General features: G+C 50.1%; 26 protein-coding genes. 11 read left to right on the top strand and 15 right to left on the bottom strand.

Going from position 1 to position 26,919, the window contains the following annotated elements:
• Positions 1 to 51: 51 nt before the first annotated feature.
• The 3 genes from ACW9SV_RS01800 (at position 52) to ACW9SV_RS01790 (ending at position 1,817) form a co-directional block, all read left to right on the top strand.
• Positions 52 to 366 (top strand): hypothetical protein, encoded by a 315-nt coding sequence (locus ACW9SV_RS01800; protein ID WP_479555025.1) that lies wholly within the window; start codon positions 52 to 54, stop codon positions 364 to 366.
• A gap of 103 nt (positions 367 to 469) precedes the next feature.
• Positions 470 to 1,489 carry a glycosyltransferase family 9 protein gene (locus ACW9SV_RS01795; protein ID WP_479555024.1) on the top strand — a complete coding sequence of 340 codons (1,020 nt, stop codon included), beginning with the start codon at positions 470 to 472 and terminating at the stop codon, positions 1,487 to 1,489.
• Positions 1,490 to 1,565: 76 nt separating this feature from the next.
• The gene (locus tag ACW9SV_RS01790; protein ID WP_479555023.1) at positions 1,566 to 1,817 is read left to right on the top strand and encodes a glutaredoxin family protein; all 252 of its coding nucleotides are present in this window, start codon (positions 1,566 to 1,568) and stop codon (positions 1,815 to 1,817) included.
• A 572-nt stretch (positions 1,818 to 2,389) separates the two neighbouring features.
• Here the strand turns inward: ACW9SV_RS01790 and serS are convergent.
• Positions 2,390 to 3,667, bottom strand: coding sequence for a serine--tRNA ligase (gene serS / locus ACW9SV_RS01785; RefSeq protein WP_479555022.1), 1,278 nt, complete (start codon positions 3,665 to 3,667; stop codon positions 2,390 to 2,392).
• Positions 3,668 to 3,950: 283 nt separating this feature from the next.
• On the opposite strand from serS, the gene rho reads away from it, so the two are divergent.
• Complete coding sequence (rho, locus tag ACW9SV_RS01780) at positions 3,951 to 5,906, top strand: transcription termination factor Rho (protein WP_479555021.1); 1,956 nt, start codon at positions 3,951 to 3,953, stop codon at positions 5,904 to 5,906.
• 110 nt (positions 5,907 to 6,016) lie between these two features.
• On the opposite strand, the gene ACW9SV_RS01775 is transcribed toward rho, so the two are convergent.
• From ACW9SV_RS01775 to ACW9SV_RS01760, 4 genes are all read right to left on the bottom strand, one after another.
• Positions 6,017 to 6,622 (bottom strand): hypothetical protein, encoded by a 606-nt coding sequence (locus tag ACW9SV_RS01775; RefSeq protein WP_479555020.1) that lies wholly within the window; start codon positions 6,620 to 6,622, stop codon positions 6,017 to 6,019.
• Positions 6,623 to 6,682: 60 nt separating this feature from the next.
• The gene (locus tag ACW9SV_RS01770) at positions 6,683 to 7,564 is read right to left on the bottom strand and encodes a UbiA family prenyltransferase (protein ID WP_479555019.1); all 882 of its coding nucleotides are present in this window, start codon (positions 7,562 to 7,564) and stop codon (positions 6,683 to 6,685) included.
• A gap of 9 nt (positions 7,565 to 7,573) precedes the next feature.
• Positions 7,574 to 8,356 (bottom strand): class I SAM-dependent methyltransferase, encoded by a 783-nt coding sequence (locus ACW9SV_RS01765; protein WP_479555018.1) that lies wholly within the window; start codon positions 8,354 to 8,356, stop codon positions 7,574 to 7,576.
• A 166-nt stretch (positions 8,357 to 8,522) separates the two neighbouring features.
• Entirely contained in the window at positions 8,523 to 8,948 is a 426-nt protein-coding gene (locus tag ACW9SV_RS01760) for a lipocalin family protein (protein ID WP_479555017.1), read from the bottom strand.
• A gap of 185 nt (positions 8,949 to 9,133) precedes the next feature.
• Between ACW9SV_RS01760 and ACW9SV_RS01755 the strand changes: the two genes are divergently transcribed.
• The gene (locus ACW9SV_RS01755; RefSeq protein WP_479555016.1) at positions 9,134 to 9,430 is read left to right on the top strand and encodes a LysM peptidoglycan-binding domain-containing protein; all 297 of its coding nucleotides are present in this window, start codon (positions 9,134 to 9,136) and stop codon (positions 9,428 to 9,430) included.
• A gap of 183 nt (positions 9,431 to 9,613) precedes the next feature.
• Here ACW9SV_RS01755 and ACW9SV_RS01750 read toward each other — a convergent pair whose 3' ends face one another.
• The 4 genes from ACW9SV_RS01750 to ACW9SV_RS01735 all read right to left on the bottom strand — a co-directional run bounded on the left by ACW9SV_RS01750 (position 9,614) and on the right by ACW9SV_RS01735 (position 14,090).
• Positions 9,614 to 9,877: a GNAT family N-acetyltransferase gene (locus tag ACW9SV_RS01750; RefSeq protein WP_479555015.1), complete on the bottom strand. Its 264-nt coding sequence runs from the start codon at positions 9,875 to 9,877 to the stop codon at positions 9,614 to 9,616.
• A 187-nt stretch (positions 9,878 to 10,064) separates the two neighbouring features.
• Positions 10,065 to 11,963, bottom strand: coding sequence for an acetate--CoA ligase (acs, locus tag ACW9SV_RS01745; RefSeq protein WP_479555014.1), 1,899 nt, complete (start codon positions 11,961 to 11,963; stop codon positions 10,065 to 10,067).
• A gap of 212 nt (positions 11,964 to 12,175) precedes the next feature.
• Entirely contained in the window at positions 12,176 to 13,744 is a 1,569-nt protein-coding gene (locus tag ACW9SV_RS01740; RefSeq protein ID WP_479555013.1) for a sodium:solute symporter family transporter, read from the bottom strand.
• Between the two features lie 37 nt (positions 13,745 to 13,781).
• The gene (locus ACW9SV_RS01735; RefSeq protein ID WP_479555012.1) at positions 13,782 to 14,090 is read right to left on the bottom strand and encodes a DUF485 domain-containing protein; all 309 of its coding nucleotides are present in this window, start codon (positions 14,088 to 14,090) and stop codon (positions 13,782 to 13,784) included.
• 185 nt (positions 14,091 to 14,275) lie between these two features.
• Here ACW9SV_RS01735 and ACW9SV_RS01730 point away from each other — a divergent pair, with 185 nt between their 5' ends.
• Entirely contained in the window at positions 14,276 to 14,887 is a 612-nt protein-coding gene (locus tag ACW9SV_RS01730; RefSeq protein WP_479555011.1) for a ribonuclease HII, read from the top strand.
• 106 nt (positions 14,888 to 14,993) lie between these two features.
• On the opposite strand, the gene ACW9SV_RS01725 is transcribed toward ACW9SV_RS01730, so the two are convergent.
• The 3 genes from ACW9SV_RS01725 to ACW9SV_RS01715 form a co-directional block, all read right to left on the bottom strand.
• On the bottom strand, positions 14,994 to 15,437 hold the full coding sequence (locus tag ACW9SV_RS01725) for a response regulator (protein ID WP_479555010.1): 444 nt from the start codon (positions 15,435 to 15,437) through the stop codon (positions 14,994 to 14,996).
• Between the two features lie 43 nt (positions 15,438 to 15,480).
• Complete coding sequence (locus tag ACW9SV_RS01720) at positions 15,481 to 16,974, bottom strand: sensor histidine kinase (RefSeq protein WP_479555009.1); 1,494 nt, start codon at positions 16,972 to 16,974, stop codon at positions 15,481 to 15,483.
• A gap of 111 nt (positions 16,975 to 17,085) precedes the next feature.
• Positions 17,086 to 17,700 (bottom strand): TetR/AcrR family transcriptional regulator, encoded by a 615-nt coding sequence (locus ACW9SV_RS01715; RefSeq protein ID WP_479555008.1) that lies wholly within the window; start codon positions 17,698 to 17,700, stop codon positions 17,086 to 17,088.
• 433 nt (positions 17,701 to 18,133) lie between these two features.
• On the opposite strand from ACW9SV_RS01715, the gene gcvT reads away from it, so the two are divergent.
• A complete protein-coding gene (gene gcvT, locus ACW9SV_RS01710) occupies positions 18,134 to 19,228 on the top strand; it encodes a glycine cleavage system aminomethyltransferase GcvT (protein WP_479555007.1) in 1,095 nt (364 codons plus the stop codon).
• A 172-nt stretch (positions 19,229 to 19,400) separates the two neighbouring features.
• Positions 19,401 to 20,114 carry a 2-phosphosulfolactate phosphatase gene (locus ACW9SV_RS01705; protein WP_479555006.1) on the top strand — a complete coding sequence of 238 codons (714 nt, stop codon included), beginning with the start codon at positions 19,401 to 19,403 and terminating at the stop codon, positions 20,112 to 20,114.
• A 108-nt stretch (positions 20,115 to 20,222) separates the two neighbouring features.
• Here ACW9SV_RS01705 and ACW9SV_RS01700 read toward each other — a convergent pair whose 3' ends face one another.
• From ACW9SV_RS01700 to dtd, 3 genes are all read right to left on the bottom strand, one after another.
• The gene (locus tag ACW9SV_RS01700) at positions 20,223 to 21,068 is read right to left on the bottom strand and encodes a DUF2490 domain-containing protein (RefSeq protein WP_479555005.1); all 846 of its coding nucleotides are present in this window, start codon (positions 21,066 to 21,068) and stop codon (positions 20,223 to 20,225) included.
• Between the two features lie 186 nt (positions 21,069 to 21,254).
• On the bottom strand, positions 21,255 to 21,581 hold the full coding sequence (locus ACW9SV_RS01695) for a nucleotide pyrophosphohydrolase (protein WP_123132688.1): 327 nt from the start codon (positions 21,579 to 21,581) through the stop codon (positions 21,255 to 21,257).
• A 149-nt stretch (positions 21,582 to 21,730) separates the two neighbouring features.
• Positions 21,731 to 22,183, bottom strand: a complete 453-nt coding sequence (gene dtd / locus ACW9SV_RS01690) for a D-aminoacyl-tRNA deacylase (RefSeq protein WP_479555004.1) — start codon at positions 22,181 to 22,183, stop codon at positions 21,731 to 21,733.
• A 200-nt stretch (positions 22,184 to 22,383) separates the two neighbouring features.
• On the opposite strand from dtd, the gene ACW9SV_RS01685 reads away from it, so the two are divergent.
• The 3 genes from ACW9SV_RS01685 to ACW9SV_RS01675 all read left to right on the top strand — a co-directional run bounded on the left by ACW9SV_RS01685 (position 22,384) and on the right by ACW9SV_RS01675 (position 26,915).
• Positions 22,384 to 25,089, top strand: a complete 2,706-nt coding sequence (locus ACW9SV_RS01685; protein ID WP_479555003.1) for a hypothetical protein — start codon at positions 22,384 to 22,386, stop codon at positions 25,087 to 25,089.
• Between the two features lie 157 nt (positions 25,090 to 25,246).
• Entirely contained in the window at positions 25,247 to 25,858 is a 612-nt protein-coding gene (locus ACW9SV_RS01680) for a YceI family protein (protein WP_479555002.1), read from the top strand.
• Positions 25,859 to 26,210: 352 nt separating this feature from the next.
• The gene (locus ACW9SV_RS01675; protein ID WP_479555001.1) at positions 26,211 to 26,915 is read left to right on the top strand and encodes a TetR/AcrR family transcriptional regulator; all 705 of its coding nucleotides are present in this window, start codon (positions 26,211 to 26,213) and stop codon (positions 26,913 to 26,915) included.
• Positions 26,916 to 26,919 lie beyond the last annotated feature (4 nt).

The following is a 26,919-nucleotide window of genomic DNA, read 5'->3' as shown; positions in this document are numbered from 1 at the left end:
GTTTGATGGAGGTTTTAAACTTGTTTAATCCGGAGCATAGTTTTAGTAAGAATGGCAGAGTACATAGTTTTAGATTCAGAAAGAATAAGTTTGATTTCTAGGATTGACCTTGTTAAAAGGCATGGAGTTGAGGACAAGAGTTTAGTTTCAAATATTGAAGAAGTATTTGCCGAGTTTTCAGTTTTTGGTGATATTCCTTCGATGTTGAATGCTTTTCCGGAGCTACTCAAGTATAAAAATAGAATTTATGAAAACTTCAGCAGGCAGAAGAGAAAAAGTCTTTATGTTCAGGAGCTAAACTTGATTGTTGTGAAACCAAATAAAAAAACTGGTAAAAGGAGCCCCAGTAACCAAGAGGAACACTGACTTATTTACATTGACAGAGTTTAAAATATAATCAAGGTATTTGTAAGGGTTCTTAAACTAACTTAAGCTCTGTACCTTTGCGAGTGCAAAAACCGGAGTTCGCTTGAAAAAAATCCTCATCATCAGGTTCTCGTCCATTGGCGATATTGTATTGACCACGCCGGTTATCCGGTGCGTGAAAGAGCAGGTGCCGGGTGCCGAGGTGCATTTCTGTACCAAAGCCGCCTTCCGGAATATTGTGGTCAGCAACCCGTATGTGGACAAGGTATTCTGCTTGGAAAAGTCCTTGAAGGACTTGTTGCAGCAACTCAAGGCCGAGAACTATGACTTAGTGCTGGACCTGCATAACAATCTGCGCACCCGCATCCTGAAAACCCGTTTAGGCAAACCCAGCAGAAACTTTAATAAGCTGAACTACCGTAAATGGCTCCTGGTGAAGTTCAAGATTAACCGCATGCCTGATGTGCACATTGTAGACCGCTACCTGGAAACTGCTTCCTCGTTAGGGGTAAAAAACGATGGAAAAGGCTTGGATTATTTTATTCCTGAGAAGGACGAAATAGACTTGACAACTCTCCCTGCTTCTCACCAAAAAGGGTATTACGCTATTGCCATTGGGGCGCAGCATTACACTAAACGGCTTCCCGTTGACCGCCTCATTGAACTCTGCGATAAAATCAATGGTCCCATCATCTTGTTAGGCGGAAAAGAAGATGCCGAGGTAGGGAAGATGATGGAGATGTACTTTACTTCAGAGCCTTACAAGGGGCAAATTCCTTCCAATCCATCCGCAAAAACCGTCATCTATAACGCCTGCGGACAATACAACCTGAACGGTTCCGCTTCCCTAATACGGCAAGCCCGGGCAGTATTCAGCCATGATACTGGCCTCATGCACATCGCCGCCGCCTTCCAGAAGAAGATTTACAGTATCTGGGGGAACACAGTACCTGACTTCGGGATGTACCCCTACACGCAGGATTATGAAGTGATGGAAGTAAAGAACCTCTATTGCCGCCCATGTTCTAAAATAGGCTACTCCAAATGCCCAGAGCGCCACTTCAGGTGCATGCGCGAAATCAAGTTCGATTTCCAGTTACCTGTGGTGGAGCAGAGTGCTTAGGTGCCTTTGCCGCAAAGCCGCTTTTAGCCTGTTTTTCTCAAAAGCCGTAGAAAATGGCAGACCAACTATGTGAGTTATGGCTGCCAAACCCATTCTATACGGTGCCGATTGGTGCAAAAAGACCATCGCCATTCAAGACTACTTCAAAACGCATGACGTGGCTTACGACTACATCAATGTTGAGCAAAGCGACGAAGCCATGCAAGCTATCCAAGACATGAACCGGGGAAAAGTCCGGTTTCCTATGGTGGTGGTAGGAGACCAGAAACCCATGAAAAACCCCTCACCGGAAGAACTGGATGCGGCCTTGGCAGAAAGCAAGTTGTAGATATGTAGGTAAGGGTTTACAGCTTGTTTTATTGAGAAGGGCCTAAAAGCTTGCCGCTCCTTCAACAAGTCTAACCATCTCCTTGTCCCTAAAGAAAACCTGCTAGTAAGAAAGTGGCTGCTCGGGAGGAACTTGTTAATATTCTCCAGTCATATTTCTAGTTTAGAGTAGAGGGCAGACCAAAGACTTGAACCAATGAAAGCCATAAAAGCGGAACCTTCAACTGCTTGGCTAAGCAACGTAACAGGCAAAAGACCACATTTCCAGTCTTTCGGTTGAGCGCCTTTGTTTTAGACCTGGTGCCGCAGGCAGGCCTACTGGCCAAGGCTAAAAAAGAAGCGCGAGGCCGGAAGACGAGGCCTCGCGGCCTTGAGCGCACCAAAGCAAAGGTGCAACACTAAAGCTCCTGAAATTAGAACAGCCGTCTTTCGAAAGAAGAGTCCAAAGCTTTGGCAAAAGGACCCTCTCCTAAAAGGCTCAAGCAACAACTCCGCCTAAAAAAAGAAGGCATTTCAAGCCTATTTCTATTAAAACAGACCTGAAACGCCTTCAAAGACTTAGATATTTTCCCTCTACTTTGTAATCATCTCAAACCCAAGGTACCCATGCAACGCCTTCGGTAAGCGAATTCCTTCAGGGCTCTGATTGTTTTCCAGCAAAGCAGCTACAATACGTGGCAAGGCCAAGGCACTACCATTCAAAGTGTGCAGTAACTGCGGTTTGCCGCCCTCCGTACGCTGACGCAGTTTCAACCGGTTGGCCTGGTAGGTTTCAAAGTTAGAGACAGAGCTTACTTCCAGCCAACGGCCTTGAGCGGCAGAGTATACTTCCATGTCATAGGTGAGGGCAGACGTGAAGCCCATGTCACCGCCGCAAAGACGGAGCACCCGGTAAGGTAACTCCAACTTCTGGAGTAAGCCCTGGATGTACTGGCTCATTTCCTCCAACGCCTCGTAGGACTTTTCCGGGGCCTGTATCTGCACAATTTCCACTTTGTCAAACTGATGCAAGCGGTTCAAACCACGTACATCGGCCCCCCAAGAGCCGGCTTCTCTTCTAAAACAAGGCGTATAGCCTACGTTCTTGATGGGCAGTTTGCCTTCGGCAATGATCTCGTCGCGGTAGAGGTTAGTAATGGGCACCTCAGCGGTAGGGATCAGGTACAGGTTGTCGGCGGTGGCGTGGTACATCTGGCCTTCTTTGTCGGGGAGCTGACCAGTTCCGTAACCAGAGGCCTCGTTCACCACAATAGGGGGCTGCACCTCGGTGTACCCGGCTTTCATGGCCTCGTCCAGGAAGAAGTTAATTAAGGCACGCTGCAAACGGGCGCCTTGGCCTTTGTACACCGGGAACCCAGCGCCAGTAATCTTGATCCCCAGTTCAAAGTCAATAATGTCATATTGCTTGATCAGCTCCCAATGCGGCTGCGCCTGGTCATGCAGTTGCGGGATGGTGCCATGCTCCAGGACCACCTCGTTGTCCTCGGCAGAACGGCCGGCCGGAACGCTGCTATGCGGGATGTTAGGTATCTTGTAGAGCCCCTGCAGCAGAGACTGCTCTAATTGCTGCACTTCCTCGTCCAGGGCTTTGGTGCGAAGTTTAAGGTCTGCAGTTTCGGTTTTAAGGGCTTCGGCCTGCTCTTTCTGGCCGCTTTTCATCAGGCCGCCAATCTCTTTGGCCAAGGCATTGGCCCGACCCAAGAGCTCATCGCGCTCGGTTTGCAGGGAGCGGCGCTTCTGGTCCAGGTCCAGCAAAGATTGTACTTCCTGAGCGGCGTTAGGAAAGTTTCTTTTCTGCAAGCCAGCAAGAACAAGATCGGTTTGCTCGCGTAAAACGGGTATCTGTAACATGGTGCGTCTGGTTAACTGTACGCAAAAATAGAATATTTTGAATAGGGTGTGGCAATGGGCACTTTTTTATAAAAATTTGTGTAACTTTATATATTAATTTTCTCGTACTGCTTGTAAAATAGAACAAGGCTGTCTAACATTGCAGTACATTTTCAGAACGACCGTCATCCGGGTTCTTCATTACTACTACTTACACACCAAGTTTTTTCCTGTTTAATTCCGTCTGCCTGTTGCGCTCTGCAACCGCTATGCATTTAAACCGAATAGCTAATTAATTCAATTTATGTACAACATTGACGAGTTGAAAGATTCTCTTCTTTCAGAACTCAAAGAAATTGCTGAGAACCTCGGCGTCACGAACTTCAAGAAGCTCAGCAAACAGGACCTGATCTATAAAATTCTGGATCAGCAGGCTGTTACCCCCCTAGAAAACCTCCCCAAAAAATATAAAAAATCGTCACGTAAGGCAGACGAACAGGTTGATGCACCCGTTGCTGTGGCAGAGGCAGCCGCCCCTGAAGCTTTGGCCCCAGAAGTCCCGGCTTTTGTACCGGCGCCCGTAGAAGAGACTGCGGTGTTAGCGACGGTTGAAGATGCTCCGGCACCCGCACCAGCACCGGCCCGTCGTCCTGCCCGGACCACCACCGAGCGCCCGGCCAGAGCAGAGCGCGGCTCGGCTACCGTACGTGAAGAGAGACCCCGCACCCCACAGGCTTTCAAGGAAGACGGACGTGAAACCCGTGAGGCAACACGCCCAGAAACCCGTGAGCCCCGTGAGAACCGCCCTGAGCCAAGAGAGAGCCGGATGCAACAACCGCGTGAATTTCAGCCACGGGAGGGACGCGATCAACGGGAGCCCAGAGAAGCCAGAGAGCAAGCCCCGCGTGAACAACGTGAACCCAGAGAGCAACGCGAGCCAAGAGAATTCCAAGCCCGCGAGCCAAGAGAAAACACCACCAGAGAACCTCGTGAGCAGCGCGAGCCAAGAGAGAATGGCAACCGTGAGCCGCGTGAAAATAATCGCGAAAACAATAACAACCCTAACTGGCAAAACCGCCGCGAGCCAAACCAAAACCAGAACCGGCCACAGCAAAACAATGCCAATAACCCTAATTACCGCGAGTTTGACGGGGTTATCGCCAACGAAGGCGTTCTGGAGCTGATGCAAGACGGGTACGGTTTCCTGCGTTCTGCCCACTACCATTACCTGGCCAGCCCAGATGATATTTATGTATCCCCGTCGCAGATCAAATTGTTTGGTCTGAAAACCGGTGATAGCGTAAAAGGAACCGTTCGTGCCCCGAAAGAAGGCGAGAAATACTTCGCTTTATTGAAAGTGGATTCTGTGAACGGCCGTACGACTGAAGAGATTAGAGACCGGATCCCGTTCCAGCATTTAACGCCTCTTTTCCCGGAAGAGCGCCTGAAGCTGACCACCCGCTCCAGCCAGTATTCTACCCGCATCATGGACCTGTTCGCCCCTATCGGGAAAGGACAGCGTGGTTTGATTGTGGCTCAGCCTAAAACCGGTAAAACCGTTCTGTTGAAGGAAATAGCCAACGCTATCACCGAGAACCACCCAGAGGTGTATTTGATGATCTTGTTGATTGACGAGCGCCCAGAAGAGGTAACCGATATGGCCCGCAGCGTGAAAGCCGAGGTAATTGCCTCTACGTTTGATGAGCAAGCCGAGCGCCACGTGAAAATCTCCAGCATTGTGCTTGACAAAGCCAAGCGCATGGTAGAGTGCGGTCACGATGTGGTTATTCTATTGGATTCTATCACTCGTTTGGCCCGGGCGTACAACACCGTGGTTCCGTCTTCCGGTAAAATCCTATCAGGTGGGGTGGATGCCAACGCGTTGCACAAGCCGAAGCGTTTCTTTGGCGCGGCCCGTAACGTAGAGAACGGTGGCTCACTGACCATCATCGCTACGGCCCTGATTGACACAGGTTCTAAAATGGACGAGGTGATCTTTGAAGAATTCAAAGGAACCGGTAACATGGAGCTTCAGCTGGACCGCAAACTCGCCAACAAGCGGGTGTACCCAGCCATCGACGTTCCGGCATCCGGTACCCGCCGCGAGGACCTGCTTATGGACCGCGACGAACTCAGCCGTGTTTGGATCCTGCGTAAATTTATGTCTGACATGAACTCAGTAGAGGCCATGGAATTCCTGAAAGACCGCATGAAGGGCACCAAAGACAACGACGAGTTCCTGATTTCCATGAACAGCTAGTCTTAAGCATATTTAAAAACAAGAAGGCCCCGCAGATTTGTCTGCGGGGCCTTCTTGTTTATGGAGTTTTCCGTTTAGCAAGGCTTTCAGGAAAAGGAGCCTAAAACACGCTACCCACCAAAGCTGCCGTACCGTACCGCTTTTTTCTTCTCGGGGTCATAGACCAGAAGGCGGCCGTCTTCTTTGCCCAACAGGTACTTGAATCCAATGGCTTTCGGATTGGCTTGGATGCGTTTCCAGGTGGTTTCATTCACAAACGAAGCCTGCACCGGGGCATTGGGCGCAATGGCGGGCGAAACAAAGTCGGTGCTTTCCACAAAATTGTCCATCCGGTTGATGATGTAGGCCTCGCGCTCAGATTCAGAGGCGGTAGTGCTCTTCATCTCGTAGACCATGCTGGCTTCCAGATCGGCGGCGGGAAAGTTCTCTTCGTAGATTTTCTGCCCGTCTTGGGTGGTGATGGTGAATTCTACCTCGCCTTTGGCAATGGAGTTGCCGTGCAGCGCCAGCCGGAAATAATCTGGTTTCTGGTTAGACGAGAACTGATGCGTACGCTGGACAATATGCTGCACCGGTTCTTTGATGGTTCTGCCTGATTTTCCCTTTTCTACAGTGGCGGAGGTGCTGGAGTTAGTGGATGTAGTAGTTTCTTCTGATGCAGAAGATTGGCAACTGAACATGAAGGCCAGTACCGCTACCCAATAGATTCTAGACATGTTTTCAGAAAATTGGCCTTAAAATCGATGTACGTGCTACATTGGGCATAGTTCGTTGTTTCAGGCCTTCCAGAGTTGCCAAAGCAAGATAATCCCAAATGAGAAGCTCATGCAAATTGAGGAGACCTTGTTCATGCGCATTGTGTTCTCAAAATTGGCTTGGGTAGGATCTCGTTTCACTTTCCAAAGCCATTGACCGAAAACAAACAGAACCGGGCCGGTGCCTATCAGAAAAAACAAGCTGTGCCAGACCTCCTGGCGCAACCAATAGGTGTAGAAAAGCAAACTAGTAGCAATACCTAAACTGCCCGCCGCAAACAGGAAAGTGCCCCACAACCCCAGTTTTAAACTCAAGGTCTCATCTCCGCGCCGGGCGTCCTCTTCGTGCTGGTACACTTGCGTGAGCGGGTAGGAACCGCACAAAAACAAAGAACTAACCAGGGCCAGCAGCAGATTGGGTGTGCTTAGGAGAATGTCATCAGAAACGCCCGCGCCTATCTGCACCATGCCAAACGTAAAGGCTCCCTGAAAAATCACGACCACCAGCGTACTCAGGATAGGATACTTCTTCAGCCGAATTCCATCATAACTGTAGGCTTTGGAAACCAACAGGTAAAGCAAAACCATCAACGCAAAGCGCCAGGAAACTAGCAAGGAGAAAAGGATAGAAAGGCCATCAAACAGCAGCACCAACCAGTAGAGCGATTGGGTAACTTTGGGCGGATGTTTCAGGCCGCCAATGCTGCCTTCGTCGCGGTCATAATAGCAGTTGTAGCCGTTGCTGGCAGGGTAAACCAACAGGTGCAGAATCAGGAACACGCCCACTGCCCGCCATACCGATACATCTGGTTCGGCGCTCAGGGCAAACCAGAAAATGGGCATCAGAAACAGAGAAAAAGGGATGCGGAGCAGACGCCAGGCATCGGACCAGGAGGAGTTCATGCCGGTAGTTTACGAAGGATAACCTAATAAGTACAAGACACCGGTGCCGCTCCAATGCCTGGCGCGTCCAATGTGCCAGGTATAATGCGGCGCGTTGATCTCCGAGACCATTTTCTGCAGGTGTTCTGGGGTGTACAGGCGCAGCAAAGAAACCGTGCCGTCCCAGACGGTGCCCAGCGGAATAAGCGGAATTAAATACGTGAAAAGCAACCGGCTCCAGGAAAACGGCCTGATAAAAGGCGTAAACAGGAGAATGGCCCACGGGAACACGAACCAAACCAAAAGCAATTCGTGCCAGCGTTTACCCGCCCCTTCAAACACCCCAATGCCCTGGTTCTGCCGCACCGCATCTGCCAAAATAGCCTTTGCCGTTTCTGGCCTGAAATGGTGAAAAGCTGAGAAGACCGTTCTGAACCCTTGGAGCGAACCAGAGACAGCGGTGGCATCTACGGGCATTTCCTCAAAGCGTAAGGCTCCGTGGCTTTGTTGGGCCAGAAACTGGTAGGCCTCCAGGTTAGGGTATTTATCGGTGAGGGTGATGCTAATTTGTTGCCCGGTTTGTTTCTCCAGTTCCTGCCAAACCTGCTGAATGCCACCCCCGGCGCCCGAACAGAGGTCTACCACCCGGTTCTGCCCTGTGTGGGCCAAGGCTTTGTGCAGCAGCGGGACAATGGGTTTATAGATGCCCAACGCCGTGATCATGAACCTTAGCACATCCATCATTCCCTGCCGTACCGCATGCGGAAACCAAGGCTGGTCTTCCAATTCAAACAAGTGCAGACGGAATTTCATGAGCAGTAGAAAGTAGGGCTTCAGGAACCAATGATACAGGATTGAAAGTGTCCGTGCAACTCTGCCTTAGTTGATTGGGCATTGGGAACACAGCAAGGGTAAAGAAAGGGCAAAAAAGAGCCCCCTCAAGCATTTTGAGCGGGCTTTCTTCAAAAGGATCTTAAACTTATTCAGCTTTCAGGGTAAGGGTAGAGCCGTCAGGGGCCTGTAGTTTCATGTTATCGTCATCCAACTCAGCCACCGTGAAGTTTTCGCTTACGTTGTTGTTGGCATAAGTGAGGCTTAGGGTTTTGTTGGGTGCACTGTAAGTCCAGGTCCCGTTGGCCGACTGGCTTTCCGAGGTCTGGGTGAAGTTACCGTTAGCAAAGAACTGGATCTGCTCCTGTTTCTCAGCCGAGGTGAGTTTGTCTTTGTCACCAGAGGCAGTGGTTTCACGGCTGGCTTTCCAGATTTTGCTGTTTTGGCCCGAAATCATCTGGGAGTTTCCGCCTGCTTCGGTCTTCTTGTTACAGCTAAAAGAGAAGGCACTTAGCCAAACAAGGCAGACAAGGGTGAACAGATGAGTAGCCGGAGTTGCAATTTTCATTTTCATAGTTTTAGATTTTGGTTCAGAGTACTACGTATTTGCCGAGGGGCAAACACGCTTTTCATACGTTGGTTTTTCTTCACAGTTCTATGAAAATAAACAAACCTATCTTGAGGGTGTCCGTAAAAATTAGCCTGTGAACCAGTTGGATACAGACTGACGATTCTGACTATTACTCAAAAAATACAACTATGGGATTATTTGATTTTCTTAAAAAAGGTGAGGAGAAACCGGTACAGAAGCCTGTGGCACAACCTGCTGCAAGACCGGTTGCCGCTCAGCCCGTTGCGCAACCCGCAGCCCCTGCTCCTCAGGCACCCGCACAAGATACCTATACGGTGAAAAGCGGAGACTCTTTGTCTAAAATCGCGAAGAACTTTTATGGGGATGCTTCTCAGTGGCACAAGATTCACCAGGCCAACATGGATAAAATAAAAGACCCTAACCTCATTGAAGTAGGTTGGCAGTTAAAGATTCCGAAAGCCTGATAAGAATTTAGGTTTGTTTGTAGAGAAGAGTCTGGGCATTGCACAGGCTCTTTTTCGTTTTCAGGCAGTTTTAAACAAAACACGGCCAAAGCCGGAAAAGGAAACATTGAGTTTGCTATTCCGGCTTTGGCCGTGCAAGAAAGAGTAGTGCTTCTTCTTCTTGTCTTGCTTCAGAGTCACTTATTAAAGAGGATGTCGCTCCAAGTATCGGGCTACTGCCGGGCAAGAGGCACGCACCTCTAAGCCTTTGGAAGTGGCAAAGTCTATTCCTTTTTTAATGAGTTGGTCGGCGTAGCCTTTGCCACGGTATTCCTCTTCAATGTAGGTGTGCTGAAAATCTATGGTTTCTTCATCGGGTAGCGCATAGGCTAACTCGCCAATATCTTCCTGCTCCAGCATTGCAGTGAATTGCTGAGCTTCCTCGTCGTGGTGAATGTCTAAGTTCATGGTAAGGGATTAAGTAAAATGTAATCTGCTCTGCAAATGAGGCCATTATGAATACCCTATCTAGGCTTAAAAGGTTGACAGTAATTCGTTTCACTGTTTAGCTTGCCAATAAGAGTTAGTATTCGAAGCAGGGCGGGAAGTTCTTTTACTTTATTCTTTAGAAACTGATTGAGCCAAAAAAAGGGGCCTACAAGGCTCCTTGGATAATCTCATCTACCACCGGTGGATCTAACAGGGTGCTGGTGTCCCCCAGGTTAGAAGTGTCACCCTCGGCTACCTTCCTCAGGATGCGGCGCATGATCTTGCCGGATCGGGTCTTAGGCAGACCACTCACAATCTGAATCTTGTCTGGCTTTGCGATTTTCCCGATCTGGTCTACCACGGTTTCAATCACCTCGGCGCGCAGGTTCTCCTGGTTGGCCGGTGCGTCCTCGCCGCAAACCACAAACGCGTAAATTCCCTGGCCTTTCACGTCATGCGGATACCCCACCACGGCGCTTTCCACGATGTGCCGGTTCTGGTTGATGGCGTTCTCAATTTCGGCAGTGCCAAACCGGTGCCCCGATACGTTGATCACGTCATCTACTCGCCCTATGATTCGCCAGAGGCCATCGGCGTCGCGTTTGGCCCCATCGCCGGTGAAGTACAGGCCTTTGTAGGTACTGAAATAGCTTTGGCGGCAGCGCTCATGATCCCCGTAAGTGGTTCTGATGATGCCGGGCCATGGGAATTTTACGCACAGATAGCCTTCCTGCTCGTTTGCGGTGATTTCGTCTCCGTTCTGGTCTACCAACAATGGCTGAACGCCCGGCAGCGCAAAGCCGGCATGGCTTGGTTTCATGGGCGTAACCCCGGCCATGGAAGACAGCATGATACCAGCCGTCTCGGTTTGCCACCAGGTATCTACCACCGGGCAGCGCTCTTTGCCCACGTGGATGTGGTACCAATGCCAGGCCTCCTCATTGATGGGCTCGCCCACAGATCCCAGTACTTTCAGAGAATCTAAGCTGTAAGAGAGTACGTGGTCCAGACCGGCGCCCATTAATGAGCGGATGGCGGTAGGGGCGGTATAGAAAATATTCACGCCAAACTTGTCAATCACCTGCCAGAACCGTCCCGGATCTGGGAAGGTAGGCACGCCTTCAAACATCAGGGTAGTGGCACCGGAAAGAAGCGGGCCGTACAGCAGATAGGAGTGACCGGTAATCCAGCCAATGTCGGCGGTACACCAGTAAATGTCGCTTTCTTCGTACTGGAATACGTTCCGGAAGGTATAATCAGTGTAGACCATGTAGCCGCCGCAGGTGTGCACCACGCCCTTGGGAGTACCTGTTGAGCCGGAGGTGTACAGGATGAAGAGCATGTCCTCAGAATCCATTTCCTCGGCAGGGCAGTTTTTATCCACGTGCTGCAGTTCCTCGTGGTACCAGACATCGCGGCCTTCCACCATGTTCACGGCCCAGTTCACGCGTTCTACCACAATCACCTTTTCTACGCTGGGGCAGCTTTCCAACGCCTCGTCTACCACGCGTTTCACTGGAATCTGCTTTGGTCCGCGGTTCAATCCGTCTGAGGTCAATACCACTTTGGCTTGGGCATCGTTGATGCGGTCTGCCATGGCAGTGTGGGAGAAACCGGCGAAGATTACCGAGTGCACGGCCCCGATGCGGGCACAGGCCAGCACAGAGAACGCCAATTCCGGAATCATGGGCATGTAAATGCACACCCGGTCGCCTTTCTGCACGCCGTTGCGCTTTAGGATATTGGCCATCTGGCACACCTTCTCGTGCAGTTCGCGGTAGGTGAACCTGATGTAGCGCTCTTTGGGGTCGTTGGGTTCCCAGACGAGGGCCAGTTTGTTTCCGCGGGTTTCCAGGTGACGGTCCAGGCAGTTCTCGGTGATGTTGAGCTTGCCGTTCACAAACCATTTCACGTTGGGCTCCTCAAAATTCCAGTCCAGTACCTTGTCCCACCTCTTGCGCCAGGTGAAGTTCTCGGCAATGCCGGCCCAGAATTCCTCGGGATGTTCTACGCTTTTACGGTAAGTTTCCTGGTACTCCTCAAAAGATTTTATGCGGTAATCCATTTGTTTGTTAGTTCGGTTTAGGGGCTTAAATATAGAAATTCTGCCAAGGCAGCCAAGAGCGAAGGCAGAAAGTAGCCTTGGTTAGGTGTTTCTGGCCCTGATTCTGAAAAGAAGGGCTGAAACTTGGTTTTACGTAAAACAGCCAAGAAAATGGGTTTAGGAGTTAGTTTACCAAAAGAAACCCCTAAACGCCATTTGCGGGATATGGCAGTTTACTCGGCGCCAACGCCCAGATACGTTCTCAGCTTTTCAGATTCAAACTTGGCGGCGGCAGTAGCTTCTGGTTTCAGGAGAGACACCACAATCCCCATCAAAAACGCGCCAGACATGGAAACCAGCGCCGGATTTTTTAGCGGGAAGATGGCTTCGTCGTAGCCCATGATGTCCACCATGATGGTAGGGCTGAGTACAATGAGAATTAGGGAAAGAGCCGCGCCGGTGGCAATGCTCCAAACAGCTCCCTGGGTGGTAAAACGCTTCCAGATGATGGACATGAGCAAGGCCGGGAAGTTGGCGCTGGCCGCGATGGAGAAGGCAAGCCCCACCATAAACGCCACATTCTGCCCCTTGAACACCAGACCCAGTAAAATAGAGAGGATACCCAAGGCGATGGTGGCGCGTTTGGCTACTTTCATTTCGCCTTTCTCGTCTGAAACGCCGTTCTTGAACACGTGCACGTACAGGTCATGTGAGATGCTGGACGCCCCAGATAAAGTGAGCCCCGCCACAACCGCCAGAATGGTAGCAAAGGCCACCGCGGCAATGAAGCCCAAAAAGGCAGTTCCGCCGGTTTGCTCAGCCAGCAGGAGCGCTGCCATGTTACCGCCCTTGTCAATACCTTCAATGGCCGGTTTGCCCACCAGGGCCATGGCTGAGAAACCTATCAGAAAGGTAAGCAGGTAGAAATAGCCAATGAACCCCGTTGCCACGAACACCGATTTGCGGGCAGCCTTGGCATCGGGCACGGTGTAGAAACGCATGAGAATGTGTGGCAAGCCCGCAGTGCCCAGCATGAGGGCTAGTCCTAAGGAAAGGGCATCAAACGGGTTGGTGATATAGCCGCCCGGCGCCAGCATTTCCTGCCCGTACTGGGTACTTACACTTTCCAACAGGTTGCCTGGGCTGAACCCAAACTTGGCTAGAGAAAGCAGCACCAGAACGGTGGCTCCGCTCAAAAGTAGCACGGCTTTTATGATCTGGACCCAGGTAGTGGCAATCATGCCACCAAACAGCACGTACAGGGTCATCACGCAACCCACTACCAATACGGCAATCTCATAATCCAATCCGAAAAGGGTTTTGATCAGGCCTCCGGCACCCACCATCTGGGCAATCAGGTAAAAAGCGATGGTCATCAAAGAACCCACCGAAGACACAATCCGGATAGGGCGCTGCCGAAGCCGGAAAGCCACCACATCAGCGAAGGTATATTTGCCCAGATTCCGGAGAGGCTCCGCGATGAGGAACATGATGAGCGGCCAGCCCACCAGAAATCCGATGGAATAAATGAGTCCGTCGTAGCCTTTAGTGGCTACCATGCCGGCAATACCCAGAAAGGAGGCAGCGCTCATGTAGTCACCCGCCAAGGCCAGGCCGTTCTGGAAACCAGAGATGCTGCGGCCCGCCGCGTAGAACTCTGAGCCGGTTTTGGTTTTCTTGGCGGCCCAGTAGGTGATGTAGAGCGTCACGGCCACAAACAAAAAGAACATGCCAATAGAGACCGGGTTGGCCGTGCCCAAGGTAGAAGTGCTGGGGGCTTGTAAAAGCAGGAGAGGCAACATAGCGTTGAAGGAAGTCTTTGGTTGGAAGAAGGGAAAGCTAGGAGATTTTGTTTTTCAGGTTCTGCACCGACGTGTCATAGTCGCTGTTCGCCCAGAAAACATAGATACCTGTGAGTACCCAGGCAAACAGGATAATTCCTAACCCAATGGGAATAGCCAGCGTGGTGTACTCCCCAATTCTGGTAGCTAAGACTTGCTTGTTAAACGCCACCACCAACAGAAACCCAAAATAAACCAGCAGCATGGTAAAGGTGAGAATAAGGGAGACGGACCATCGTTTCTTGACCAGTTTCTTGAAATCAGGACTTTCTAAGATTTCGTGGGGTTGGTGGTTGGGTTGATTCATTTTTTGTTTGTTAGTTTGGGTTGGTAAGGGCAGCGGAAAAAAGCGAAAGAGCCTGTCAAAGAAGAAGCTTTTTCATTAACAGACCGCTTAATTTAATGAGATATATCTAAAAAGAGCTATACAATCAGAGAATTATTTGCCTTTGCTGCCTGTTTTGGAGTAGAAAATGATAAAATAGTTGTAGCATGCTGATCGCAAATCATAGCGGAAAACTTCTGGAGGTGGGGTTGGACGAAGCAGGAAGAGGCTGCCTGGCCGGCCCGGTGGTGGCGGGTGCCGTGGTGCTTCCGCTGGATTACTTCCACCCCCTGCTCACCGACTCAAAGCTGTTGAGCGCAAAGCAGCGGGAGCAGCTGCGGGAGGAAATCTGCCGGGAAGCGGTTTGCTGGGCCGTGGCCGAGGTGAGTCCCCAGGAGATTGATGAGATCAACATTCTGAAGGCCTCTTTCCTGGCCATGCACCGCGCCACCGATCTGCTGACTATTTCCCCGGAATTCCTTTTGGTAGACGGTAACCGCTTCACGCCTTACAAAGAGGTGCCCCATGCCTGCATGGTCAAAGGCGACAGCCGGTTTTATAACATCGCGGCGGCTTCTATCTTGGCTAAAACCCACCGCGATGAGCTGATGAGTAGCTTAGGGGCGGCTTACCCTCAGTATGGTTGGGAGCAGAATGCCGGTTACCCCACCAAGGCCCACCGGAATGCCATCAGAGAGCATGGAGTTTCCCCACACCACCGGATGACCTTCAAATTACTCCCCGAAACCGAAGTTCCTGTTTTGGAGGAGTTGCTCTAGAATAGAAGAATTCAATTGAGATGTCTATAAAAGCCGAGAGGCGTTTTGCTGTCTTTTAAGGAAAAGGACAGCAAAACGCCTCTCGGCTTTAAAGCAATTTGGTTTGCTATTGGGGCTTCATTTTCAACAAATCCAGGAAAAGGCTGAAGCTGTCCAGACTGGAAGCTCCGTCGTTGAAGGTGTCAAAGGTGAGGGGTTTCACAATGTAGCCGTTCACGCGCAGGTTCTGGGCGGCAAAGCGGTCAGAGTCTTCGTTGGAGGTGGTCATGATGAACACGTTCATGTCTGAAAGATAGGGGTCCCGGCGAAGTTCTTCCAGAAACTCTATTCCGTTCATCTTAGGCATGTTGATGTCCAGCAGAATGATACTAGGCAATGGGTTTAACTTAGGTGTTCCAGGCTCTCCCCGTAGCAAGGCTAGGGCCTCACGTCCGTTTTTTGCTTTGTGTAGCGGCACCATCACCTTGATTTTCCGTAACTCACGCTCTACGCTCATGGCATCAAGGTAATCGTCTTCCACTAACAAAATACTTTGCTGAGATTCACTCATAGTCACTTTTTTAATATTGGCAATCGTCAAATATAGAAGGTAATCAGGCTTCCTCCAAAACCAAGGTGGGCCAGGTGAAGGTGAAAGTGGAGCCTTGGCCCAGGGTAGAAGTGACCCTGATGGTGCCGCCGCGGCGCTCAATAATCTTTTTCACAATGGCTAATCCTACCCCGGTACTCTCTACGGCGTCGCGCTCCTGCAAGGTTTGAAAAAGCACGAAAATGCGGTCATGGTACTCTTCTTCAATCCCGGGGCCGTCGTCTATAACGGAGAACTCGTGCAGGTCTTCCGAAGGTTGGTAAGCGATGGTCACGTTGCCGGTAGGGGCGTGGTGGTACTTAATGGCGTTGCTGATGAGGTTGGAGAAAACCTGCTGCAATTCCACCTTGGCTGCCTGCACCACGGGTAACCGGTGCGGGATATGGATCTGGAACCCAGCGGGCGGGTTCAGCATGTCAATGACCTCATACACTAGAGCCTGCACGTCTACCATTTTCTCTTCCAGGTTCGTGCGTCCGATGCGGGCTAGGTCCAAAATACCGTTAATGAGGTTTTCCATGCGGTGCACCCGTATCCGCATCATCATGAGGTACTCTTGAATGTGGGCCGGCAACTCTTTGCCCATGTCTTCCTCTACCCACCTGGAGGCATTCTCAATCCCGCGCAAAGGGGCTTTCAAGTCATGGGACACCACGTAGGCAAACTGATCCAGTTCCTTGTTTTTGCTGGCCAGCTCGGTGAAGGTGGTGTCAATAGTGGAGGCCATGCGGTTAAGGGACTCAGTAAGGCGGGTGAGTTCGTCGTTGGCATCGTCCTCAATCTGGGTTTTGTACTCTCCGTGGGAGATGCGGTCTGCCAGGTTCACCATTTTAAGGATGCGGCGCGAAATCAGGCGGGTAATGTAATAGGCCCAACCAAGGCCCATCAGCACCGAAATAACCGTTAAAGTAGTGGAGATGCGGCGCGTGTTGGCGATACTTTTTTCTAAGCGGGCGTTCCGTTCGGCCCGTACCTTGTATTCAATGCTGTTGAAGTCTTTGAAGTAAATGCGCATCTGGTCAGTTAGGCGCTTTCCTTCTTCGTTTAAAACCAGGAAACCATGCTCCAGGGTAGTGATGCCCCGGTTTTCTTTGCCGGCGGCGTTTTCCTTGTCTTTTTCGGCAATCAAAAGCTGGGCAAACTCAAACTTCCATTTGCGGTGGAGGTCTTCAATCTCCTGAATTCGTTTCAACTGATCAGGGTTCTCTTTCATCAAGGTCCTTAGCAGTTCAAACTGGTCGGGGATGAGGGCATCGGCGGAAAAGTAGGGATCCAGGAACGTTCTGTTACTCGTCAAAAGATAGCCTCGCATCCCGGTTTCCATGTCAATGAGACTCCGTTGCAGGGAGGCCGAGGTACGGGTGATGTTCTGAGAGGCGGTCACGAACTCAGAGTTGGAGATCACATCCTCAGAAAGGCGGTAATTCACGATGGCCACCGAGGTGAAGAGAAACGAAATTAAAACGAAGCCGGCGAAGAGCTTGGTTGAAAGATTCATGTAATGTGCGCTAGAAGAGATGGGGCCCACCTCCAGAGTAAATACAGAAACAGCCGCGCTACCCCTTTCTACAAGGAGGCCGGCTGTACAAAAATAGAGTTTTTGCGGTACTTACACCGCCGTGGTTTTGTAGGTGTAGGCTTCAATCTGCGCTTGGCCCAGGGGGGTGGCACAGCCGCGTAAATGGTACACCACCACTATTCTAAACAACTGCTGGTAATCAAACGCAGAAGCTGGGAAAAGCTGCGGATTCAAAAGTCCCTGCAACTGATGCAGGAAAAGCCGCACCACCACTTGTGGCGGAAGATCTTGCTGTAGGTAGCCTAAGGCAATGCATTTCTCCAGCAGCGGCTGCAGGTAGTTATTGGAAAGCGAACGCATGAACAGTTCTAACCGGGCCCAGGACCGGGGGTGGTAATCGCGCAGGTCCTGCACAAAAGCCGGGCTGAAAGACCGTACCTCCTCCACACTCAATTGCAACAGTTGCAGAAAGGCCTCTAGGGGGTGTTCTGCTTGTTCCATGACACGATCCACTTCGTTTTGCCGCACAATAAGCGAGTGGGCAATGCAGTGCTGCACCAACTCCCGTTTGGAAGGGGCAATTTCAATCAGCGTTCCGCGCGAAATCTCCAACTCTTCCACCAGCTTTTCAATAGAGATTGCCTCAATGCCTCTTTGCTCAAGAACCACCAAAGCCTCAGTTAAGATTGTCTCCCGGAAACTCATATCTCCCTGCTTTTAGTGTAAAAAGCACGTCATTCTTAAAAATTCCTGTTTAGATAAGGCCGTGAAATCAGAATCTGGGAAACGAATTAGCAGGCGCAAAAGGGCAGGAGAAGTGCTTTGTAGGTTCAAATACGTAGGTGAAAAGGCTAAAGTTTAGTGACTTTCTGTTAATAGTTATAAATTAAATAAGGTTTTTAGCTTATTTATATAAAATCGCCACATAATCAGAACTGTGTAAAAGAAGTCACTTAAAAGTAGTATTAATAGGATTATGTAGGCAACTGATTGCACTAGTGATCCTCTGCATTTGCTTTCTGTTTCAAGTGCGGGGCTTAACTGCGTGTTCTGGTTAACCCTGTACTAAAGATTTAGAAACCCGCCCGATTTTCATACTTTTGCCTTTCTTAAACAGAGACTCCTAAAACACACCTACATGGAATTGAAGAAAATAGCCCTGAATGATGTGCACGAAGCATTGGGCGCGAAAATGGTGCCTTTTGCCGGTTACAACATGCCCGTACGCTACAGTTCAGACCTGGATGAGCACCACACCGTCCGGAAAAGCGTGGGTATTTTTGATGTGTCGCATATGGGCGAGTTTCTGGTTTCCGGCCCTAAAGCCCTGGACCTGATCCAACGCGTGACCACCAACGATGCCTCTAAACTGACCCCGGGTAAAATCCAGTATTCGTGCCTGCCAAACGCCGATGGGGGGATTGTGGATGACCTGTTGGTGTATTGCCTAGCCCCGGAAGAGTACATGCTGGTGGTGAACGCCTCTAACATAGAAAAAGACTGGAACTGGATAAGCCAGTTCAACACAGAAGGAGCCGAGCTGAAGAACATTTCTGATGAGATGTCTCTGTTTGCGGTGCAAGGACCCAAAGCCGCCGAAGCCCTGCAGTCATTGACCTCCGTTGATTTAGCCAATATGGTGTATTACACCTTTGACAAAGGCGAGTTTGCCGGCCAACCTGACGTGATCATCTCGGCCACCGGTTATACCGGCGCGGGCGGATTTGAGATCTACGTGCCCAACGAGAGCGCCAAAGAGGTTTTCCAGAAAATCATGGAAGCCGGTGCCGCCTTCGGGATCAAGCCCATTGGCTTAGGTGCCCGTGACACGTTACGCCTGGAGATGGGCTACTGCCTCTATGGCAACGACATTACCGATACCACTTCTCCGCTAGAAGCCGGTTTGGGTTGGATCACCAAATTCAACAAAGACTTCACTAACGCCCAGAACCTGAAAGCCCAGAAAGAGCAAGGTGTAAGCCGCAAACTGATCGGGTTTGAGATGATGGAGCAAGGCATTCCGCGCAGCCACTACGAGATCGTAAACGCCGAGGGAGCCACCATTGGCGAAGTAACCTCGGGCACCATGTCGCCTTCTTTGGGAAAAGGCGTAGGTCTAGGCTATCTGCAAACCGACTACACTGCCCCGGGAACTGAGATCTTTATCAAGGTCCGTAACAAGCAACTGAAAGCCCAGGTGGTAAAACTGCCTTTCTATAAACCAACCGTGTAAGTGAGTTCTGAGTCTTGAGTCCAGAGTCCTGGGTTGAAAACGTAATTTTTTTGACTTAAGACTCAGAACCTGTTTTGGCGTTTAGAGGCTGCTTCTGTAAAAGCAGCCTCTAAACGCCAATCTTTTTTCCCTAACTCAGGACTCAGAACTTAAGACTCAGAACTATTCCAACATGCCTTCTTTAGACGTTTGTTTCAGCCCCGAGCTGTTGCCTTTGTATGATTTAACCGGAAAGATTGCCGTAGCCGTGGATGTGCTGCGCGCCACTTCCAGCATGGTGACCGCTTTATCTAACGGCATCACCCACATTGCCCCCGTAAGCGAATTAGAGGCATGCCTGGCGTACCGCGATTTAGGCTATCTGGTCGCCGCCGAACGTGACGGTATCAAAGCCGAAGCGTTTGACTTAGGGAATTCTCCTTTCCATTACTTAGAGGAAGACCACTCTGGCCGAATGTTGGCCATCACCACCACCAACGGCACCCAGGCCATAAGACTGTCCCGCCCCGCCGATGAGGTTTTGGTGGGTGCTTTCCTGAACGTAGGCGCCGTCGCTGATTATGTGCGCAAAAAAGGAAAAGATGTGGTAGTGGTGTGCGCCGGTTGGAAAGGTATGTTCAACCTGGAAGACACGCTGTTTGCCGGTGCCCTGGCAGAACGTCTCCAGGAGGACTTCGCCCTAAACCATGACGCTACCTTGGCGGCCTATCACCTGTACCAAACTGCCAAGGCAGATATGTTAGGCTTCTTGTCCAAGTCATCGCACGTGCAACGGTTAGAGCGCCTGCACATTTTGAAAGATATTGAATTCTGTCTGCAGGAAGATACCTACACTGTAGTGCCCGTGCTCAAAGCAGATTTCCTGGTGCCCGCAGAACTTGCGTAATCGTCAAGAAACACGTTCTAGTGCCTTGTCCCTGTTTTCGGGCCGGTTCCCACAAATCAGCTCGAAAATAGAGGCAAGGCTTTTTTTATTTGAATGGAAAGCCCAGCCTTAATGCGCAGCATGCTTCCCGAAGGGATCTTGCAACAGCAGATCAAAGGCCAAGTAGGTAGTTTTATGACCTTGCAGCTTGAACTGCTCCATCAAACCCAGATCCACACTCAGCGACGAATGGGCGAACACATGCCGGAGATACACGGATAACCGGTCTTCAGTGAAATGGTAAGCCGACCAGGTGTTCTCCTTGGTTTTATCCGTCACCGTCAGGACCTCGTTCCCTCCGATCAGGAAATTGCTGTGGGCATGGTTCAGGGGAATACTGGCCTGCGCCTTCAGCCTGATTCTGATTTCCTCGGGCGTTGCGAGGGGCGTAGCAGAAGACTGATAAAATCTGCGCCACTCCGGCCGGAAGGTATAGGTAATGGCCACTTGTCTAAGTTGGTGCTTGTACTGTAGCCGGCTGTAATAGCGCACTTCCTTTTTATGGGCAGGGTTCTCCAATTTATAAGGAGCCTCCGCTAAATATTCATTCTGCCGCCTAAAACTTCCCGCCACTGTGAACTGCCAGTGAGGATGGAAGCCGTAGCCTACTTCCTGGTTGAGAACCAACAAACCCTGCTTCTTGAACAAGGCCCAATTATCAGGGTCGCTTTCCCGGGCCACTCCTGCGTAAGTGCTGGACACCCAACGCGTTCCCAGATGTTGCGTCAACCCAAAGGCGCTCCAACTGACGCCCTTGGTGGAGCCTACGCCCGGCGGCGAAATCTGGGCCTGCGCCGAGCTGATGAAAAGAATAAACAGGATGGCTACTGATCCCTTGCGGAGGAAGGTAAAACGTGCCGAGACGTGGCAAAGGAAAGTAGGGGAGGTGCTGGAAGGAGTGGAGGTTCTATACATAGTTTCTTTCAGTTATGGGTTATCTCAAGGACCTAAGGTCAGGTCAAAGAGACAGCCCAATACTGGAAGAAATTGGGAAGAAGAATGTAAGCTTTAAGAAGCGAGTTTGCCTCCATTGGTGAAAACCCGTTTCAAGGCCATTCAACAAAGATCAGCCTTAAAACGGGAAATTTTTTCTAGCAGTTTCTACCGCAACTTAGGGTTGTTCTGGTGCCGGTCTTTGTCGCGGGAAGTGCGTTTCTCCATGCCTTTGGCGAATGCCTCGGTCAAGTTTACGCCTGTCTGGTTTGCCAGCGCAATGAGCACAAACAGCACATCGGCCATCTCTGCCCCTAAGTCCACCTCCTCATCGCTTTTCTTGAACGACTGATCACCGTAGCGACGCGAGATGATGCGGGCTACTTCACCTACCTCCTCCGTCAGGATGGCCAGGTTGGTCAGCTCTGAAAAATAGCGCACGCCTACGTCTTTGATCCAAGTATCTACGGCTTGTTGTGCTTCTTCTAAGGTCATTTCTTTAATTGTTGATTGTTCATTGTTGATTGTTGTTCGTCAAGAGCCAAGGAAATATTGGTGGTTGCCGCTGATTTGTTTCAAGGTCGGTTTTGTGAAAACAGGATGAAAATAGAAGGCCGAAAAACAATCAACAACCAGCAATCAACTTACTCTCGGTTCTGCGAGTCAATGGTAATGGTGACGGGACCGTCGTTGACCAAGGCCACTTTCATATCGGCGCCGAAGATGCCAGTGGGTATGGGCTTTTCCAGTTCTTTCTCCAAAAGCTGGTGAAACTGCTCGTACAGCGGGATGGCCACAGCAGGTGGAGCGGCATTGATGTAAGACGGTCGGTTGCCCTTTTTGGTAAGCGCATACAGCGTAAACTGACTGATGAGCAGAATGCCTCCGTTTACGTCTTGTACGCTCAAATTCATTTTGTCTTCCTGGTCAGAGAAAATCCGGAGTTGGACAATCTTCTTGGCGGTCCAGGATAAATGCTCCGGAGTGTCAGAAGCGGTGAAGCCGGCCAGCACCAAGAGGCCTTGCTCAATTTGTCCGTTAACGGTTCCTTCAATGGTCACAGATGCCTGAGACACCCGCTGGATCACAACGCGCATATAAACTGAAAATGTTGAATAAGAATTAAGGAAGCTTTTAAACAAGAGCCATACACTCCTTTATCTTCTCATTCCGATGAGCCGCAAGTTAAAAAGAAAACCCGCAGGCAAGGCTGCGGTGGGCACAATCTTCAATTTATACCGACCGAACGCTGAAGCGGTGGTTTTTCCATTATTTTTGTGTTCCTAACCCTTCAAGGATGTCGAAAAAGACGATTTACTGGCTGTGCGGTGTGGTGCTGCTGTTGGCGCTGGGTTTCTATGGGTTTTCAAAATGGACCGAGGCACGCGAAAAGGTGAGCCTCTGGACGCTGGTACCCGACAATGCCGTTTTTGTGGTGGAGACCAACAATGCCCCTCGGTTTCTGGATCACCTGCAGCAGACAGACTTATGGGCCACCGTGTCACAGATGCCGTACGTGCTGCGGATGGACGACCAGTTAACCTTGCTGGACAGTATTTCATCTACCGGCCGTTCCCAACTGCGTAATTTCCTGACCAAGAAGAACGTGCTCGTTTCCATGCATGTGTTGGGCCGCTCTGAGTACGAGATGATCTATTACGTACCCGTAAGCACCGTGGCCCAGCACCGGTACATTCGTACGTTGGTGGAGAACTTAAGCAAATCTGGGCAGTTCCGGCAAGAGGTCAGAGATTACCAGGGCTTCCAGATCACTGACATCATTCACAAAAACAACAACGAAAACCTTTCTTATTTCAGCTTCCATAACAACCTGGTCATCAGTCCCAGCTCAGTACTGGTAGAAGAGATCATCCGGAAGATCAACCGCGGGCAACTGGAGTCGCCGGCTAAGGACTACAAGAACACCAATTACCTGAGCCAGAACGATGTCTACGCCAACGTGTTCATTAACTACCAGCATGTACCCGATTTACTGGGCGTTTTCCTGAAAAAAGACCTGTTGGACGACGTGAACATGTTCAGCAGCCTTTGTCGCAACAGCTTGTTAGAGCTGAAACTGGACAACAACCGGCTGTTCATGAACGGGTTTTCGCACCCAGAGACGGTGGAAGGCTCTTTGTATAGCCGCATGAAGGGACATCCTGCCAAGACCTTCAACATGCGGGAGGTGCTGCCGGTAAGGGCGGCCATTGTGTTGCACATGGGCTTAAACCAGATGAGCTCGCTCAGGCTGGGCGCTGCCCCTGTTGCAGGCTCGTACCTTGACTCGCTCTCGGGTTCTTTTGCCGGCGAACTGGGCCTGTGCTACCTGGAAGCCTACGATACCAAGACCAGCCCAGAGAAGATTCTGTTTGCGCAATCTGCTAACCCGGCCCAGACGCAGAAGATGCTCAACCGCTTGCAACCGGGCCAGACGGCTGGCACGGTAGAGAAGCACGGAAACCACGTTATCCGGTTGCTTACCGCCCGGGAACTGCCCCAGCAATTGTTTGGCGAGATGTTCAAAGGCTTTGAGCAGACCTATTATACCACCCTGCAGAACTACATCCTTTTCACCGATGACGTGGCCACTATGCGCTCGCTGCTCACTGAAGTAGAGGAGGGGAAGGTCTGGAGTAAATCGGCCGCTCTGGAGCCTTTTCTCACGCAATCACAGCAGGGAGACAACATTGGGCTGTTCGTCAATACCAGCCACGCTTGGAACCTGCTTTTGCGCTCCATGAGTCCGCAGAAACAAGTGAGTTTGCTCAGCAACAGCGCCATCATCAAGAAGTTCAACTACTTCAGCGTGCAATTCAGCGCCGCTGAAAACCAATATTATACCAGCTTCCTGCTGCGCCACCAGGAGGAGTCCAGGGTGAAAACGGTGCTGGCGGACCAGGGTATCCGGCAAGAAGAAACCTTTGATTTTAAAAGCAAGCTTATCTCCTCGCCGTTCCTGACCCAGTTTGTGGCAGACAACAGCAACGAAGTGGTCGTGCAAGACTCGGCGCTGGTTCTGTACGGCATTGGCACCAACCGCGGCCGCCGTAACTGGAGCGACTCCTTGTCGTCGCGGGTGATGGGTCCCGTTCTGCAACTGCCCTATGGCCAGGACAAACGCCTCAAGTACTTCTTTGCCACCACCAACAGCCTTCATTGCATAGACAAAAGCGGCAAGGAGGAAGAGAACTTCCCCTTTATTTTGGGAGATTCGCTTAGGCTGCAACGCTTGACGGTTTTTGACTTTGATAAAACCGGAGATTACCGTCTGGCGGCGGATGATAACTTGGGCAATATCTTTATGCTGGACATGCAGGGCAACTTGCAGGCAGGGTGGAATCCCCTGCGCCTGGATAGCCGCTTGGCCGCCCCGCCGCAGCACGTGAAAGTAAATGGTCGCAATGTGGTGATGGTGGTGCTTGAAAATGGGTTTATCTACGCTTTCGGGGCACAGGGTGAGCCTTATCCTGGTTTTCCGATCAACCTGAACGCCAACCTTCGGTCTGGGCTTTTCCCTAAGTTGGGTATCTCTTTCCGGCGTTCGCTTTTCACTACCGTGACCCAGGATGGGCAGGTGATCACCTTTGACTTAACCGGTGAGATCACCAAACGCGAGCAGCTTCTGCGCCCTGACCGGCGCAGCACCTTTAAACTTGTGCCTGAAGCAGGAGGGAAGTCTTATATCATTGCCCGCTCAGACCCGGGCCGGGTAGCCCTATTTGCCCAAGACGGGAAACTGCTCCTGGACCGCCGCTTTGTCACTTCTTCAGCCAAGGAGGTTCAGTACTTCCATTTTGGCGGCGACCGCAAGTTGTACGTCATCTGGGAAACCGGTCCCCGGAAGGCCTATCTCTTTGATGTGCAGGCGCAGCCTTTGGGAGAAGATCCTATCAATACCAGTTACCCGGTTACAGTGCAGTACAATGAGGTGCAAAACCAGTACACCATTTATTCTACCTACAACAAACTCCTGCAAAAGACCCTTGTGCAAGGCCGATAACCAGTCCATTCTCCTTTCCTTTTAACTGCTGTTTTGGGGTCGATTTTACCTTTTCAGTTAAAAAGGAAAAAAATAAAAAATAATTGGAACCAAAATGTGTGTATATACATTAATTGTCTATACATTTGCACAGGTTAAACAATTACCCAAAGCAGAAATGAAACTTAGAAACACTGTATTATTAGCGCTGGTAGCGTTGGTAACATTCGCCTTCGCCGGCAAAGGAGTTGAGTACAAAGTAGTGAAGAACCAGTCTAAAGTAACCTGGAAAGGTACTAAGGTAACTGGTGAGCACTCAGGTGTGATCAACATTGCCGATGGAAGACTGAACAGCGATGGCAAGAACATTTTAGGAGGTTCTTTTGACATTGACATGAACTCTATCACCTGCACAGACATCACCGATGCCAAAATGAACGGCAACCTGGTAGGTCACTTGAAGTCTGATGATTTCTTCAGTACTGCCAAGCATCCAAAAGCTACGTTAGTGATCACGAAAGTGACTCCAACCAAAACCAAAGGCCAATACCAAGTGGCTGGTGATTTGACCATCAAAGGCATTAAGAACCCAATCCAATTCCCAGCTACCATCACCCACGCTGGAAACCAGATTAAAGCAAAAGCCAACATCACTGTAGACAGAACCAAATATGACATCAAATATGGTTCAGGTTCTTTCTTTGACAACCTAGGTGACAAAGCCATCAGCAACGAGTTTGTATTGAACGTTGACTTAGTAGCTCAGAAAGACTTAGTAGCTGCAAAATAATCTTACCTGTTTTTCATGATTGTTTGCCCTGCAGGCCTAGCGAAAGCTTTCTGCAGGGCATTTTCATTTAGAGCAGTATCCTAAGCAAATTTTTAGTTAAGCTGCTTTAAAAATCTTAAAAGCCTCTGCTTTAAGCCTGTTTTATGAAAACAGGCTTAAAGCAGAGGCTTTTCTTATAATTCCAAAAAATGGGCTATTTGCCTCAACTCTCTTTATACATATCTCTATTTACCTCAATAATGCTGAAGAGAGTCAAAACAAATCAAGAGAAGTAGTTGTTATACTTGTGATAGTAATGCTATTATTAAAGATTGTGTTTATATATTTGTGAAAAGTATAGCATTGAATAGCCATGAGCGCCACCATAAGAATAGAACTGAATGAAAAACTTTTCCTGCGAGATCCGGAGCAAACCGAATTGGGCAGGACCATTGTGAAGGAAAGTATCCGGCTTATTGATGAGCTGGGTTTTGAGCATTTTACCTTCAAAAAGCTGGCGCAGCAAATGACCTCAACCGAGGCCTCGGTGTACCGATATTTTGAAAACAAGCACAAGCTGTTGCTGTACCTTATTTCCTGGTACTGGAACTGGCTAGATTACCGAATCAGCTACCATACCCACCATGTGGTTGATTCCTCTGAAAAACTAAGAACCTTCATCCGTATTCTGGCCGGGAGCCACGGAAGTGAGCCGCTGGTGGCCAATGTGGATGTGAATGCCCTGGCCAGGATTGTGGTACAGGAAGCTTCTAAGGCTTATCTAACAAAAGAAGTAGACACAGACAACAAAGCCGGATTGTTCAAGGATTACAAAAGCCTATGCCACAAGGTCGCCTTGATCGTGTTGGAAATAAACCCGGCGTATCCTTTTCCGCATGCGCTAGTGAGTACGCTGTTTGAAACTGCCCGAAAGCACCTGTTTTTTGCCCTGCACCTACCCTCCCTGACAGAGGTAAAATTGGAAAGCACTGGTAAACCCAACCTCACCGATTTCCTGAACCATCTGGCATTTAGCTCCCTCTCAAATCCGGCATATTCTACAGACTCAAGCCTTTGATTCA

The organism is Rufibacter sp. JT20002, from assembly GCF_056491185.1.
The sequence above is the reverse complement of the archived record's forward strand: the minus strand, read 5'-3'. Positions and strand labels throughout refer to the sequence as shown.

Bases quoted from the DNA above. Each gene is read 5' to 3' on its own strand.
- ACW9SV_RS01800 (WP_479555025.1), top strand. From the start codon at position 52: ATGGCAGAGTACATAGTTTTAGATTCAGAAAGAATAAGTTTGATTTCT.
- ACW9SV_RS01790 (WP_479555023.1), top strand. From the start codon at position 1,566: ATGGCTGCCAAACCCATTCTATACGGTGCCGATTGGTGCAAAAAGACC.
- serS (WP_479555022.1), bottom strand. From the start codon at position 3,667: ATGTTACAGATACCCGTTTTACGCGAGCAAACCGATCTTGTTCTTGCT.
- rho (WP_479555021.1), top strand. From the start codon at position 3,951: ATGTACAACATTGACGAGTTGAAAGATTCTCTTCTTTCAGAACTCAAA.
- ACW9SV_RS01775 (WP_479555020.1), bottom strand. From the start codon at position 6,622: ATGTCTAGAATCTATTGGGTAGCGGTACTGGCCTTCATGTTCAGTTGC.
- ACW9SV_RS01770 (WP_479555019.1), bottom strand. From the start codon at position 7,564: ATGAACTCCTCCTGGTCCGATGCCTGGCGTCTGCTCCGCATCCCTTTT.
- ACW9SV_RS01765 (WP_479555018.1), bottom strand. From the start codon at position 8,356: ATGAAATTCCGTCTGCACTTGTTTGAATTGGAAGACCAGCCTTGGTTT.
- ACW9SV_RS01760 (WP_479555017.1), bottom strand. From the start codon at position 8,948: ATGAAAATGAAAATTGCAACTCCGGCTACTCATCTGTTCACCCTTGTC.
- ACW9SV_RS01755 (WP_479555016.1), top strand. From the start codon at position 9,134: ATGGGATTATTTGATTTTCTTAAAAAAGGTGAGGAGAAACCGGTACAG.
- ACW9SV_RS01750 (WP_479555015.1), bottom strand. From the start codon at position 9,877: ATGAACTTAGACATTCACCACGACGAGGAAGCTCAGCAATTCACTGCA.
- acs (WP_479555014.1), bottom strand. From the start codon at position 11,963: ATGGATTACCGCATAAAATCTTTTGAGGAGTACCAGGAAACTTACCGT.
- ACW9SV_RS01740 (WP_479555013.1), bottom strand. From the start codon at position 13,744: ATGTTGCCTCTCCTGCTTTTACAAGCCCCCAGCACTTCTACCTTGGGC.
- ACW9SV_RS01735 (WP_479555012.1), bottom strand. From the start codon at position 14,090: ATGAATCAACCCAACCACCAACCCCACGAAATCTTAGAAAGTCCTGAT.
- ACW9SV_RS01730 (WP_479555011.1), top strand. From the start codon at position 14,276: ATGCTGATCGCAAATCATAGCGGAAAACTTCTGGAGGTGGGGTTGGAC.
- ACW9SV_RS01725 (WP_479555010.1), bottom strand. From the start codon at position 15,437: ATGAGTGAATCTCAGCAAAGTATTTTGTTAGTGGAAGACGATTACCTT.
- ACW9SV_RS01720 (WP_479555009.1), bottom strand. From the start codon at position 16,974: ATGAATCTTTCAACCAAGCTCTTCGCCGGCTTCGTTTTAATTTCGTTT.
- ACW9SV_RS01715 (WP_479555008.1), bottom strand. From the start codon at position 17,700: ATGAGTTTCCGGGAGACAATCTTAACTGAGGCTTTGGTGGTTCTTGAG.
- gcvT (WP_479555007.1), top strand. From the start codon at position 18,134: ATGGAATTGAAGAAAATAGCCCTGAATGATGTGCACGAAGCATTGGGC.
- ACW9SV_RS01705 (WP_479555006.1), top strand. From the start codon at position 19,401: ATGCCTTCTTTAGACGTTTGTTTCAGCCCCGAGCTGTTGCCTTTGTAT.
- ACW9SV_RS01700 (WP_479555005.1), bottom strand. From the start codon at position 21,068: ATGTATAGAACCTCCACTCCTTCCAGCACCTCCCCTACTTTCCTTTGC.
- ACW9SV_RS01695 (WP_123132688.1), bottom strand. From the start codon at position 21,581: ATGACCTTAGAAGAAGCACAACAAGCCGTAGATACTTGGATCAAAGAC.
- dtd (WP_479555004.1), bottom strand. From the start codon at position 22,183: ATGCGCGTTGTGATCCAGCGGGTGTCTCAGGCATCTGTGACCATTGAA.
- ACW9SV_RS01685 (WP_479555003.1), top strand. From the start codon at position 22,384: ATGTCGAAAAAGACGATTTACTGGCTGTGCGGTGTGGTGCTGCTGTTG.
- ACW9SV_RS01680 (WP_479555002.1), top strand. From the start codon at position 25,247: ATGAAACTTAGAAACACTGTATTATTAGCGCTGGTAGCGTTGGTAACA.
- ACW9SV_RS01675 (WP_479555001.1), top strand. From the start codon at position 26,211: ATGAGCGCCACCATAAGAATAGAACTGAATGAAAAACTTTTCCTGCGA.